At 36.3% G+C, this 13704-nt stretch carries 14 protein-coding genes; 6 read left to right on the forward strand and 8 right to left on the reverse strand.

Features of this window, described 5'->3' with window-relative positions:
- Positions 1 to 9: 9 nt before the first annotated feature.
- Complete coding sequence (recC, locus tag GQR87_RS11020; RefSeq protein WP_158969283.1) at positions 10 to 3387, reverse strand: exodeoxyribonuclease V subunit gamma; 3378 nt, start codon at positions 3385 to 3387, stop codon at positions 10 to 12.
- A 94-nt stretch (positions 3388 to 3481) separates the two neighbouring features.
- Between recC and ppk2 the strand changes: the two genes are divergently transcribed.
- The 3 genes from ppk2 (at position 3482) to GQR87_RS11035 (ending at position 5874) form a co-directional block, all read left to right on the forward strand.
- Entirely contained in the window at positions 3482 to 4255 is a 774-nt protein-coding gene (gene ppk2 / locus GQR87_RS11025; protein ID WP_158969285.1) for a polyphosphate kinase 2, read from the forward strand.
- A gap of 107 nt (positions 4256 to 4362) precedes the next feature.
- Positions 4363 to 5178, forward strand: a complete 816-nt coding sequence (gene xthA, locus GQR87_RS11030) for an exodeoxyribonuclease III (RefSeq protein ID WP_158969287.1) — start codon at positions 4363 to 4365, stop codon at positions 5176 to 5178.
- Positions 5179 to 5202: 24 nt separating this feature from the next.
- Positions 5203 to 5874, forward strand: coding sequence for an energy-coupling factor ABC transporter permease (locus GQR87_RS11035; protein ID WP_158969289.1), 672 nt, complete (start codon positions 5203 to 5205; stop codon positions 5872 to 5874).
- Positions 5875 to 5891: 17 nt separating this feature from the next.
- On the opposite strand, the gene GQR87_RS11040 is transcribed toward GQR87_RS11035, so the two are convergent.
- The 4 genes from GQR87_RS11040 to GQR87_RS11055 all read right to left on the reverse strand — a co-directional run bounded on the left by GQR87_RS11040 (position 5892) and on the right by GQR87_RS11055 (position 9014).
- Positions 5892 to 6398, reverse strand: a complete 507-nt coding sequence (locus tag GQR87_RS11040; protein ID WP_233267460.1) for a ribonuclease HI — start codon at positions 6396 to 6398, stop codon at positions 5892 to 5894.
- 2 nt (positions 6399 to 6400) lie between these two features.
- The gene (locus GQR87_RS11045) at positions 6401 to 7297 is read right to left on the reverse strand and encodes a sensor domain-containing diguanylate cyclase (RefSeq protein ID WP_158969291.1); all 897 of its coding nucleotides are present in this window, start codon (positions 7295 to 7297) and stop codon (positions 6401 to 6403) included.
- Positions 7297 to 8103, reverse strand: a complete 807-nt coding sequence (locus GQR87_RS11050) for an alpha/beta fold hydrolase (RefSeq protein ID WP_158969293.1) — start codon at positions 8101 to 8103, stop codon at positions 7297 to 7299. Before GQR87_RS11050 ends, GQR87_RS11045 begins: the two co-directional genes overlap by 1 nt.
- A 290-nt stretch (positions 8104 to 8393) precedes the next feature.
- A complete protein-coding gene (locus GQR87_RS11055; protein WP_158969295.1) occupies positions 8394 to 9014 on the reverse strand; it encodes a MarC family protein in 621 nt (206 codons plus the stop codon).
- 329 nt (positions 9015 to 9343) lie between these two features.
- Here GQR87_RS11055 and GQR87_RS11060 point away from each other — a divergent pair, with 329 nt between their 5' ends.
- From GQR87_RS11060 to GQR87_RS11070, 3 genes are all read left to right on the forward strand, one after another.
- Complete coding sequence (locus GQR87_RS11060; protein ID WP_370459634.1) at positions 9344 to 10003, forward strand: flavin reductase family protein; 660 nt, start codon at positions 9344 to 9346, stop codon at positions 10001 to 10003.
- A 71-nt stretch (positions 10004 to 10074) separates the two neighbouring features.
- Entirely contained in the window at positions 10075 to 10500 is a 426-nt protein-coding gene (locus tag GQR87_RS11065) for a thiol-disulfide oxidoreductase DCC family protein (protein ID WP_158969297.1), read from the forward strand.
- Entirely contained in the window at positions 10463 to 11194 is a 732-nt protein-coding gene (locus tag GQR87_RS11070) for an SDR family NAD(P)-dependent oxidoreductase (protein ID WP_158969299.1), read from the forward strand. Before GQR87_RS11065 ends, GQR87_RS11070 begins: the two co-directional genes overlap by 38 nt.
- Before the next feature lie 70 nt (positions 11195 to 11264).
- On the opposite strand, the gene GQR87_RS11075 is transcribed toward GQR87_RS11070, so the two are convergent.
- The 3 genes from GQR87_RS11075 to GQR87_RS11085 form a co-directional block, all read right to left on the reverse strand.
- Positions 11265 to 11666 carry an MmcQ/YjbR family DNA-binding protein gene (locus tag GQR87_RS11075; RefSeq protein ID WP_158969301.1) on the reverse strand — a complete coding sequence of 134 codons (402 nt, stop codon included), beginning with the start codon at positions 11664 to 11666 and terminating at the stop codon, positions 11265 to 11267.
- Between the two features lie 82 nt (positions 11667 to 11748).
- The gene (locus GQR87_RS11080; RefSeq protein ID WP_158969303.1) at positions 11749 to 12309 is read right to left on the reverse strand and encodes a phosphoribosyltransferase; all 561 of its coding nucleotides are present in this window, start codon (positions 12307 to 12309) and stop codon (positions 11749 to 11751) included.
- Positions 12310 to 12432: 123 nt separating this feature from the next.
- Positions 12433 to 13644, reverse strand: coding sequence for a lipoprotein-releasing ABC transporter permease subunit (locus GQR87_RS11085; RefSeq protein WP_158969305.1), 1212 nt, complete (start codon positions 13642 to 13644; stop codon positions 12433 to 12435).
- Positions 13645 to 13704 lie beyond the last annotated feature (60 nt).

Here is a 13704-nt window from a genome sequence, read left to right on the forward strand (position 1 = left end):
TAGTCCAGCTTATTTCTGTTTTTCTAGCGCTAGCAAAGGTAACAATAAAGACTCTGCTAATGCGGTGAATTCACTAAAACACTCAGATAAATCTGGGCACACTCTTTGAGTGTGAACTTCATCGCCTTCGCCAGAACTAAACTGGTTACCTTTAAATGCTTGAATGGTTTTATTTTGATCTTCTGTTTTCAGCCACTGCCAAGCTGTTTTAGGATAAAAATGTACCACTTGTCTTTGCCCGAAAACATACACATTTAGCCAATTATTTAAGGCACTCTCTGCTACTTCTTTATCTATCACAGGTAAACGATATAACTTTTCAACACTTACAAAAAAGGCACTGTCTAGACCTTGTTTCGGTGGGCTGACACATAAACATAACCAATATAAATAGAGGATAACTTTATCTTTTTCTCTGAGCTTACCGGGTCGCCATAAAATAAGATTTTGCCCATATATATGCTTAATCCGCCCAGTAACAGTATGTTGATGAATGTTTATATCAAGATCAACATGACTTCTGTGTGAGCCAGCCAACAGCTCGATCATTTGTTTCGCTATATTTTCACTTTGTTGCAGTAAAGGTTGAATTGCTAGATCACCAGTCACGCCAATAGGTAATAAACCTTGAGCACGAAACTCAGTGACTAACTCATTAACACCAGACTTCTGTAGTTGCTTATTATCTTGAAACTGCTGAACCATAACATTTACCAAAGCGTCGTTAATTTGATATCTATCTAGTCCATCAAATGCAAAAGGCTCTAAATCAGTATTATTATCAGCCAAAGGATAAAAACGGCTTTGCCAACGATTAACGAAAAATACCTTGGCTGGATTCAGATAAAACTCAATTAATTCATCTAAATCAATCCTAGTATTGACTTGAATATCTTGCTGTTCTTGTTGTTCGAAGAACGAAGGAGTTTCTACTTTTTGCAGGGTTTGCTGTGCAATTTTTGCAATCGCCGGATTAAAACTGATTAAATTTTTGTGACTGTCGTCAAAATAAGCTAATTCAAAAGCGTGTAATTTATGGCTAACTAATAGATGTTTAAGTAAGTTATGTTCTGTTTGTTCAACATCCAATGTCAGCTCACCTTGTAAGGCAAAACCTTGCTGGCAATACTCTAATAATTCACTGAGTAAAATAGACGGAGATAAAGCACTATTATTTTTTTGGCTATAGCCTTGGTAACTTAAATACAATTGTTCTCTAGCTGACAGCAAGGCTTCTAAAAATAAGTAACGATCGTCTAAACGTCTTGACCTGTCCCCTCTTTTTACCGGAGCCAAACGCATTAAATCAAATCCCATAGGCACACTTTGTCTTGGATAGTCAGTGTCGTTCATGCCTAATAAACAGACCATTTTAAAAGGAATACTCCGCATGGGCATCAGGGTACAAAAGTTAATATAGCCAGCTAAAAATCGCTGTCCTACTCCTTTTTCTTGAATATTTTGTTCTAGTTCACTAACAAAAACGTCTTGTTCCAACTCGCCAGTAAATTGGCTTTGATGAGACAATATAGCCTCAAGAGATTCACGAACGGAAATAAGTTCTATTTGTTCATTTTCTTCAACTAAATATAACTGTTCTAGCAACTGTAAAGCGCCTGTAACCTTAGTATTTATATTCTGCTTTTGTTGGCAAAAATTTAGTGCCGATAATATTACTTGGATAACGCTATAACACTTACCTAAGGCTACAGATTGTTGACCTTCGATATCTGCATAGGGAGCAATGAGTTCATCATGACCTTGAAACAAACTGTTTGCTGACATAGCAAAACCGGCAAGCAAACGTTGTAAACCAAACAACCAAGTGTTTTGTTTTTCTGCAGGTAAATCCCAACGGGTTTTATCCTTACCATCCCAGCCCCAGCGGATCCCAGCATCATTTAACCAATGTTGGATCAATTCATATTCTTGCAAACTAATATCAAATTTCCGCTGCACCGCAGGCACTTCTAACAAGGACAACACTTCAGAAAGCGTTAACCGGCTCTGATGTAATTTCATGATATTAATAAAGCTAATGATCAGCGGTGATACTTGAGCAAAATTCCGATCTGAGATGGCATAAGGAATATACAAGTCACTTTGCACAGCACCAAACACCCCTTCAATATATGGCGCATAAGTCGCTACATCAGGCATCATCACAATTATATCTGCTGGCGACCACGCAGGATTATCGTTGAACCGTTTTAATAATTGATCATGTAAAATTTCTAATTCACGTATTTTAGAGTGACAGGCATGAACTTGTAATGAATTATCAGTTGGCGAAATTTCAATTTTGGGGTACTCAACACCATTACTTAATAACTCACTGGCAGCTAAATCATTAGCGGTATTTCTAAACTGTAAATTATTAATATCCAGTTGAATGTGTTCTAACAAACTTGCGGCAGTTTGCTCAATAAAACAATCCTGCTGCTGCAAATCGAAAGACAACAACATGTCTTGATAATCACGGCCTAGTTTGCCCCAAGAAGCCAATAAAGGATTACCTACATCTAACAATTCAGCACCAATGTCAGGTTTATCAATGGCTTTAAGTTGAGCTTTAGCTTGGGTTTTTCTATCGACTATATCGCCCCAATAATGTTGACTTGGATTAAACCAGAAGATCAATACTTCGCGACTTTTAGCTAACGCATTCAATACTTCTAATTGTTGTAAAGGCATAGCGGATATACCAAACACCATAAGAGGTTTTTCATTGACGTTATGACTATCCGAGACTTCAACATTTTGTAAAGCTGTTAATAAACCTTGATGTAAGTTAGCTCTGTGGTAGGGCGATTCATCGAGATCTTCACTATATTGGACTAGTGCACGCCATAAAATAGGTTGCCAGGCATGAGTTTGCTCTGCGCTCAATTGTGAAAACCCTTGAGATAAATAAGCTAAATTATCATCCCCCTGCTCCCAACTTAAAATCCATTCTGGTCGATAAACCAAATATTGATCATAAACATCGGCAATTTTGCCCGCTAGTTGATACAACTTTAATGCTTGATCATCAGCCAAATATCGTTTGATGGGGGCAAACTCATCTTGCTCTAATAGCGTGGGTAAAAGGCTCATTATTTTCCAAGCCATATTCGGTTTGGTAAAAGCTGATTGTTCTGGTAAACCTTGAATATGTTGACGATATAATTGCCAAATAAAACTAGAGGGCAAAGGAAAATCAATATTAGCGGCAATGCCTAGGGATTCGGCAATTTTTATTTTTAACCACTGTGACATACCTGGACTTTGTACTAACACTTGGTCGGGTTCGAAAATTGAATGGCCTTGTTGCGCGGTTTCTCTGAAACAACTTATTAGAGTTTCAGCTAACACTTCCATTTTGTTTGATTGGATCAGATGTAACATGTGCAAATTTATATTGATAAGATACAAGACTAGAATTAGTCTAACAAAGTCTATGATTTTAAAACTAATTTTATTTAATTCAGGCAACAAATAAATGAAAAAACATGAATATGAAGAACATATCTCAAAACTGCAAATTGAATTAGTTAACCTACAAGAATGGGTGCAAACTACTGGGGCAAAAGTTGTCGTTATTTTTGAAGGTAGAGACGCTGCGGGTAAAGGCGGAGTCATTAAAACCATCACCTCACGACTCAATCCAAGGATAGTAAAGGTTGTAGCCCTAGGAAAACCTACAGAGAAAGAGCGCAGTCAATGGTATTTCCAACGATATGTCAGTCACCTGCCCGCTGGCGGAGAAATTATATTATTTGACCGTAGTTGGTATAATCGGGCTGGTGTTGAAAAAGTCATGGGATTTTGTACTGATGCAGAATACCAAGACTTTTTAACTAGCTGTCCAGAATTTGAAACTATGCTAATTCGCTCGGGCATCACTCTGATTAAATATTGGTTCTCAGTGTCACAAGAAAAACAAGAAGAACGTTTTTTAGAGCGTTTAGATAATCCCCTAAAACGTTGGAAATTTTCAGATATGGACTTAGTCTCTCGCAGTAAATGGACTGAGTATTCAAAAGCTAAAGATGCAATGTTAAAATACACAGATACAAATTTAAGCCCTTGGTACAACATAGAAGCAGATAATAAAAAAGCAGCAAGAGTGAATTGTATTAGCCACTTGTTATCACTTATTGATTATCAAAGTTATAATCACAAAAGCGTGAAATTGCCTAAAGTATCGCCTATTCAATATAAACGACCAGACAAATGTACTCTACGTTCAGTGCCTAATAAATATAAGTCATAAGAACAAATTAATTTAAGTGTCTATTTAAACACTTGTTCTTGATGGCATAACCTTTCACAATAAAGACCATTATTTTCTCTTTATTTTTATTCAGGTACTCATAAAACATGAAAGTCATTTCTTTTAATATCAACGGAATACGTGCGCGTCTTCATCAATTACAAGCTTTAATAGACAAGCACCAACCGGATATTATTGGCTTACAAGAAATCAAAGTTCATAACGAACAGTTTCCCATAGCAGATGTTGAAGCTATGGGCTACAAGGTCTACTTTCATGGCCAAAAAGCCCATTATGGTGTGGCTATGTTATGTAAAAAAGAAGCAATTGATGTGCAATATGGTTTTCCTAGTGATGACGAGGAAGCTCAGCGGCGCATGATCATGGTCACCTACCCCATGGATAATGGGGAAACAGTACGTATTTTGAATGGTTATTTTCCACAAGGTGAAAACCAAAATCACGAAACTAAATACCCAGCTAAACGTAAATATTATCAAGATTTAATGGGCTATTTAAATGAATATCATACACCTGAAGATAATGTGATCGTGATGGGTGATGTGAATATCTCTCACACAGATCTAGATATCGGTATAGGCGAACCTAATCGAAAACGTTGGTTACAAACCAAAAAATGTAGCTTTTTACCTGAAGAGCGTGATTGGTTAAATACGCTAATTGATTGGGGATTTACAGATGGTTTCAGAGCATTGCATCCGCTTGAAGCAGAAAAATACAGTTGGTTTGATTATCGGTCTAAAGGGTTCCCTGACAACCGAGGATTACGTATTGATCTCATATTAGCCACTAAAAACTTGCATGAAACCATCCAAGAAGCAGATGTAGATTATGAATTAAGAGGAATTGAAAAACCTTCCGATCACGCACCCATTTGGTCTGTATTTAATAGCAAAGTTTAAAATAACTAGTTGTAAAGGTTCGTAGTGGAAAACACAGTTCAATTCAGCACAATACAATTAATAGCAAGTATTATTAGTTTAATAGTTGCCTATTTATTGTTTAAAAACCTGCCGCTGACTCAGCTCAAAGTGAATAAAAAACTTCAGCACTTAGTGTTTGGTTGCTGTGCCAGTGTATTTATTTTGTGGATGTTTAGAACAGGTATTTATGAAGGGTTAACTGTGCATTTTTTATGGTTAGCCGCTTTACCTTTAATACTAGGCTTTAGATGGGCTATGTTCAGCGCCTGTTTAGTCTTATTGGGGGTCACTTTGACCGGTGAAGAAAACGTAAATATGTTGGGTGTTAACTTTTTGCTTGGAGTTTTATTACCTATTTCTATCACTTATGGCATATATAGTTTTACATTTCATAAGCTGCCTAGAAATATTTTTATCTACATATTTTTATGCGCATTTATCCCCGGCGCATTAACCATAGCTTTAAAAATGATGGCGCTTAGTGGCTATTATTACTTAGATGGAGTGTACGATTGGCCAACCATTCATGATAATTATTTCATCATTACAAGTTTGATGTTGTTCCCAGAAGCCATGTTTAACGGTATGACCATTACTATTTTGGTGATCCATAAACCTCATTGGGTGTGCACCTTTCATGACAAGCTTTACCTAAAAAACAATCATACCCCCTAGATATTTATTGTTTTTAGTTAGATATTAGTTGAAAACTCTTGTCTTAATGCTTGTCTGGCTTTCTTATCTACCAAACTGAACACTTTATCAATAACATCTTTACTTGATGTTGCTTGATGCCCTACGACCTTAACAAACTGGCATTTTATGCTAGCGGTTAAATGGTAAAATTCTTGATACAACTGATAATTACTGTGAAGTTTATTTTTACTCGTCATATATCGATTCTGTTCAAGTCGAACTTGCCGGTCAGGCAAACCGATAATATTTTGGCAATCGGTATAAATGGTTAAACTTATATTTTTATCATCACTAATGGTCGTTATGTCTTGTAATGCCCACAACAGGGTTTGTAACTCCAACTTTGTCGAACTAGTTTGGGTAAAGCGTTTAATATTAACGTCATTTGTAAGGATATCTACTAAAGCACTTCGTTCAGTGACCACCAAGTAAGCACCATACCCGACCTTCAACTTAGTATTAACACTAGCGTCTGTGAAAACCTGTAAATGTTGAATAGACATAACTAGTGGGTCGCAACTGCAGTTTTGTTTCGCCCGGAGTTCTTGGCATCGTAAAGAGCTTTGTCAGATAAATTTAATAGTAGATCAAATTGTTTGTTGATATCTTTTTGGCTGACCACTAAGCCGATACTCACAGTAATATGTAAATTATCAACTGATTGACTTTGTACCTTTTTCCTTAATTTTTCGGCAAATATAAAGGCATTTTTCTCATCCATGTGAGGTAATACCATTACAAACTCTTCTCCCCCTACCCGTGCAATTAAATCATTAGTGCGTCGACCTTCGGTCAATATGTTGGCTAAGTTCACTAGAACCTTATCACCAGCTTGATGACCATAGGTATCATTAACATGTTTAAAAAAATCCACATCGATTGTTAGCAATGCATAGGTCGATGAATATCTCGCCACTAAATGAGATAGCCTGTCGGCCTGAACTAAAAGTTCGCGCCTATTTAACAAGCCTGTTAGAGGATCTGTTGTCGCCATGAGAAACAATTCTTGCGACTGTTCTTCCAGTTTATTTTTGGTCTGAATCAACTCACTATACAGCTTGTCTCGGTTTGTACATGAGGTCATTGACCAAAAAGAACGACCATCTTCAACTAACCGAATATTAGCCACAACAGATATAGCGACACCATCTAACCCAATCCAATTCAGCTGAATTTCTTGCACAAGCTTTTCGTTTAGTAGGATTGGAAACACATAACTATCGATAAAAATGTTTGAAGCTTTTGTAAAGCAATTAGCTATGGGAGTATTGATTAGTTTATTGCGAGGTAGACCACTTAATTTGTTAAGATAGTCATTGCAAAAAAGAATGTTTCTATCTTGGTTTACAACCATATGCCCAGAACAAAAATCATCTAAATTTGCAATACTGACCTGGGTCATTAATGACTCTCAAGAAAACGCAGCACTATCGGAGTAATGTCTAAATAATTGGTCATGTGCAAACAATGACCTTCGGCATCAATAACCACAAGCTGGCTATTGACTATATTTTTATGCATATATTCGCCAACTTTTACATCGGCCAATGCGTCCGAAGAGCTTTGTAGGATCAGCACCTCGCACTTCATGTCATTTAAAATGTCTCGATGGTCTGAAAAAAATGTGGCTTTAGCAAACGTTTTTGCCACTATTGGGTCTGTACTACAGAAACTACCAGATAGTTCACCGATAAGCTCTTGCGATTGCGAGCTACCTATAACAAGTGGGGCTAAATAGTTAGCCCAACCGATATAGTTTTTATCCATTAGATCTATCAATTCTTCTAAATCTTGGCGCTCAAATCCACCTTGATAATCTGGGGGAATATTTAAGAAACAAGGTGAGGGACAGATCATAATAATTTTTTTAATTATTTGTGGAACATCAAGAGAGGCGATAGAAGCAATAATTGAACTCACAGAATGACCAATAATAGTCACATCTTTAAGTTGTAACTCGTCAATAATCTCGATTATATCTTGCGCATATCCTTCTAGTGTTGAATATCGATTTTGTGAATATTCTGCTAACAATGAATTTCCAGAACCTACGTAATCAAACAAGATGACTTGATAGTGTTTTTCTAACTCAGCCAGCATAAATCGCCACATATTTTGATCACAGCCGAATCCATGGGCAAGCATCAATGTTGGGGCATTATTTAAACCTGAGACTTTGACGTTATTTCGTAATGATACGTTATGCATATTAAACTATTATTTTCTGCTCTTGAATATAAACTCAGTATACAGATAGCATCCATGCAGTCACTCGGCTAATGAATATTAATTTAAGTTCGAGGCTTGTTTCACCAATTCATAATAAAAAGTGAGCTCTCAGAATACCCCCCTAAAAAGCACTTGAAATCATTTTAAGCCCCGTATATAAAATGATGCTAAATCATTACTTCGTTTGAAATTAAGATTATTATTAAAACTAATAGGGTAAACAATCAGAGATGATTTATTTCTGGTGTAAACATATAGTTGTTTGTGGTTTATACCTGCATGAATTTAAAATAATCAGTCAAACCCGTTAATATATTAGTGGTGGCAATGGCTGAAAGAATTAAGCCCATCACTCGGCTAATAACACTGGCCCCACTATTGCCAATAAAACGGCTGATTAACCCAGACATTAACATTAAAATATAAGCTAACAGTAAAACGCCTAACATAACTAATGCAGTCAATGCTTGTTCTAAAAAAGTATACACAGAATTTTTAGTTAAAAGTACCGCAGCTAACATAGCCCCTGGACTTGCTATAGAAGGTATTGCAAGGGGAAAAATAGCCGTTTCTTTATGAGACTTTCTTAACAGTTTTATTTCTTCTTCCGGTTTACTTTGACCAAATATCATATTCATGGCAAATAGGAATAACACAATTCCTCCGGATATTTGAAATGCCGGAAGAGGAATATGCAAAGAATTCAACAAATATTCGCCAATAAACAGGAAAAACAATAAGACAAGGGCAGCGACAATTGTCGCCAGTAAAGCAACACGACGCTTAGTCTTTGCGTCATATTTATCAGTTACCGCAATAAACACCGGTAGAGTACCTATTGGGTCAATAACAGCAAAAAAAGTAATAAAAACGGCAACAAAATCTATCATGTAATTTTTAGTCCAAGCGCAGGGTGAAAGTTTTTTGAATTTAATAAAGAAAAAAATATGGCATTAATAATTATGAAATCAGTTTGCTAACTAATTCGTTATTAGAACAATATAGTGAATGTGTGTTGTTCACAACAGATCAACGAATTAATTAACCCAGTACATCTCTAACATTTCTAAGAATAAACTTAAATTTATCTTTGTTTTTCAATTGATTAAGTATTCATTGTACAACACGGTCTTATGTATTCAAAGGAAACTAGTGATCGATAACCCATTCGAGTACGTACGAAATTACAAGACAGTGTCAGCAAAGGCCAAAAAACTTGATAAGCAATATTAATATAGACCAACTTAATACTATGCCCTCAGACTACAGAGCTAGGTTGATAAATAGTTTGTCCGGATTCAAAAGTGCTAATTTGGTGGCAAGCCGAAGTAAAAATGGAGTGAATAACCTGGCTATTTTTAGCTCTGTATTTCACCTTGGAGCTTCACCCGCTTTAGTGGGATTTGTCACTCGGCCAAATACAGTTGAAAGACATACTTTAGCAAACATCCAACAAACCAAACAATTTACTATTAACCAAGTTAACAGCGGTTTTTGGCAAGCGGCACACCAAACGTCTGCCCGTTATGATGCCAACGTATGTGAATTCGAACAAACAGGATTAACCGTTGAAGAGATAGATAACATTAACGTCCCTTTCGTCAAAGAAAGTAAATTGAAATACGCGTTAACTTTGAGGGAAATAATCCCAATGGAAATAAATAACACCTTATTAATAGTGGGTGAAATAAGCCATATCATTTGCATGCAAAATGCTATAAAAAAAGATGGCTACATAGATTTACAAGAATTAAACACAGTTTCTGTATCAGGCTTAGATAGTTACCACACAAGCCAAAGATTATCCCGTTTAAGTTATGCTAAACCAGACCAATTATTAACATTGTTAAATGTGGATGGGCAGCCTGATTATTTATAATCAAAAAAATAGCCATAATCAACCTTGTTTACTTCCCATAACGATTTACCCAGAGCTAATAGGAAAACTTTATGCTAACGATATTTTATGATGGTAATTGTCCAATGTGTTGTGCAGAGATGAATAAGCTAAAGGGTTATGATAAAACAGAGCTAATTCATTTAGTAAATATCCAACAAGACAACTTTCAAACTCTTTACCCCCATGTCAAATATAGCGATGCCATGAAAATACTGCATGGATATTATCAAGGACAATTATTACTTGGATTATCCGTCACTCACAGGGCTTGGACTCTAGTTGGTAAAGGCTTTTGGGTGGCTCCGCTTAACTGGCCAGTGATAAAAACTATGAGTCATTATGTCTACTTATTAGTAGCTAAATATCGTCACCCTATTTCCACTTTTCTTAGCAAACTTTTAGGGCTTAAAACCACTCAATGTAATTCAGGAATATGCCATGACAAGTCGAACAACATTAATAATAGGTGCAAATAGCAGCATAGGCGCAGCAATTGCGGCACATCACCAACAACTGCCAACCGAAGACATAATATTAATTAGTCGTAAAATTACGCATCAACTAGCGACAGCTAAAAATGTAAAAACAATAATGGTTAAAAATTATCAAGCCAACTCAATAGATTTGGCAATTGAACAACTTAAACACATCAACAGCAAAGCTATTGGTCATGTATATATTTGCAACGGAATTTTACACAACGATGCACTTCGCCCAGAAAAACGACTAGAGGATTTTAATCAGGAAGCGTTTAATCAGGTGATGACGGCAAATGCATTAACACCTATATTATGGTTACAAAAGTTAACACCAATCCTGACAGGAGAAAAGCCTTGTAAAGTAGTATTGTTTAGTGCTCGCGTTGGCAGTATAAGCGATAACCAATTAGGTGGCTGGTATAGTTACCGAGCATCAAAAGCTGCGTTAAACATGATGATAAAAACTGCTTCAATAGAGTTAGCCCGTAGAGCAAAAAATATAAAATTAATAGCCTTTCATCCGGGGACAACAGACACAGCCTTGTCTAAACCCTTTCAACACAATGTGGCAAAAGACAAATTATTTAGCAGTGAATTTGTCGCAACAAAACTATCTGAAATAGTTGAAAATGTAGCAATAGATCAAACTGTGAGTTACTTAGATTGGCAGGGGAAAACGATAGACTGGTAAAAACAAATTAGGTAACTGTTTGAATATTTTAATTGTGACTATGAGTATTCATTCTAAATAAATAGTTAATTTACCTTAATAGCAAAATTGATTGTTGCTGTTTTTTACTCATCTTATTCACCACTAAATCAAAGCTATTATCTATCATACGTTCAATTTCACCTTGAGGAATAGAGCCATCTAAGATCACTGTGTTCCAGTGAAGTTTGTTCATATGGTAACCGGGAATAACTGCTGGGAATATATCTCGTAACATGACAGCTTCTTGAGGATCACATTTAAGATTCATCCAATAATCTTGATTGTCGTTTCCCACGTTCTCTGTGTTATCTCTCCTGCCCATCTTACCAATGGCTAATGTAGCAAACATTTTATCTTTGACCTTGTACACAGCTATGCCCTCGCCAAAAGGAAACACCTCAGCGGTGAAAGGTTTTGTCAGCAAATATTGTTGAGCTTGTTTCTGATCCATACTTAATCCGCTACAGATTTAATCTGCAACTCATAAAAAAGGCCTCTTAAATTAAGAAGCCTATATTTAAATAAATCGACTCTTATTGTTTTAGTAAATCGTGTACATTGCATAAATCAGTTTTACCATTAATGATTTCGTCTGGCGTTAATCCTGAAATCTCATGGGGAAACACTAACCACTCGTTACTTTCATGTACAAAATAATCTGGCACAATATTAGTTTTGTTATTATCTGGTTTGTAATATGGGCAAGCAATGCGTATATCTTTAGGCATATTAGCCCGTGATAACTTTTTAATTTGCGCCATTAAAGCTTCAACACTTCGGCCTGAATCAAATACATCATCAACAATTAGTAAACTATCTTCAGCATTGGCATTTTCTATTAAATAATGTAAACCATGAACTTTAATAGTTTTAGATTGTTGATTTATTCCATAATATGAAGAGGTACGGACAGCTATATGATCAGTCTCTACTTTTTTGAAGTCAAAATACTCTTGAACAGCAATACCAATTGGTGCACCACCTCGCCAAATACCAATAATAAATTCAGGGCGAAAACCACTGTCATAAACTTGGGCAGCAACACGGAATGAATCTTCCAGAAGTTGCTGTGCGGTGATAAATGTTTTTTCCATCAATATTGACCTTATGAAACCTTCCACCATGTATTTTATGGTGAGTTTTGTGTTTTGATAACAATTGTAGACTAGCCGGTCATTGTATACCGAAATAACCTTAATTACAGAGTTCTACGCGATTTATTCATATTTTAATGCATTCGCTGGACTGACTTTTAGCGCTTGGTAGGCTGGATACAAACTTGCCACAAAACACAATATCAAGGATGTGAGGATCAGAATGCCGACTTGATGCCATTGTAAATCTATTGGTAAACCAGTGCCATCTGGCCCTAAAAAGATGGGGACATTCAATAAATCTAAAATATTATTGATTTGCGATACCAACAGTAAACCTAAGGTTAAACCAATTACAGTCCCCTTAATGCCATTGTATGCACCATTAAACAAAAATATGCCCATAATGTTTTTACGGGTCATTCCTTGAGTCAGTAATATAGCGATATCCCCTTGTTTCTCGGTCACCACCATGACTAATGCTGACACAATATTAAATGCAGCCACAGCGACAATTAATAACAACATCAGCGACATCATATTTTTTTCCATTTTAACAGCATCAAATAATGCGCCTTGTTGAATGCGCCAATTAGTCGATTCATAACCAAGGTTTTCTAACTCAGCTGATACCGCTTTATAATCAAACGCATCTTGTAAAAATAACCGAGTTTGCGCGATACCCTGTTTTTTAGCACGCAATAATTTTGCAGCATCATCAACATTAAGCAGAATGACTTTATCGTCTAAAGCCGATCCCACATCGTATATGCCCACCACGTTAAAAACTCTTTGGCTATAAATCCGCCCGAAAGGACCAAAAAAACTATTGCCTGAGGCTATTAATCGAGTTTTGTCGCCTATCCGTAGTTGTAATTGAATAGACAAAGCACGGCCTATCACCACCCCATACTCACCTTTATTTAAATCAGACAGTTTGCCAATCAACATATTATTGCTAATAACCGAAGAGGTCTGCATCGCTTCCGGATCCACGCCATGAAACTGCACACCTTTAAGCCCTTGTGCTGATTGTATTAATCCCTCACCCTCAATATATTCTGTACTGGCAAGCACGCCAGCAATATCATCAAATTGAGTGGGTTCAAAAGATGAATGATTATTGGTTTTCACTAAAATATGAGGTGTAATACCTAGATTACGCAGTTTTAGTTCGCCTTCAAATCCGTTCATAACAGACAAAACGGTAATCAAAGACATTAAGCCTAAAGCAATGCCGGCCACAGAAAACATATTAATAAAGGCAATAAAATTACTACCTTTTGAGGCTTTTGCATAACGTAAGCCAATAAAAGCAGGTAAAGGATAAAACATGTAAGATAGGACTCTTTGCCAATAAACAGTTAAAAAATAAGTGTTTAACTATTGGTATAC

The organism is Paraglaciecola sp. L3A3, from assembly GCF_009796765.1.
GTDB lineage: Bacteria > Pseudomonadota > Gammaproteobacteria > Enterobacterales > Alteromonadaceae > Paraglaciecola.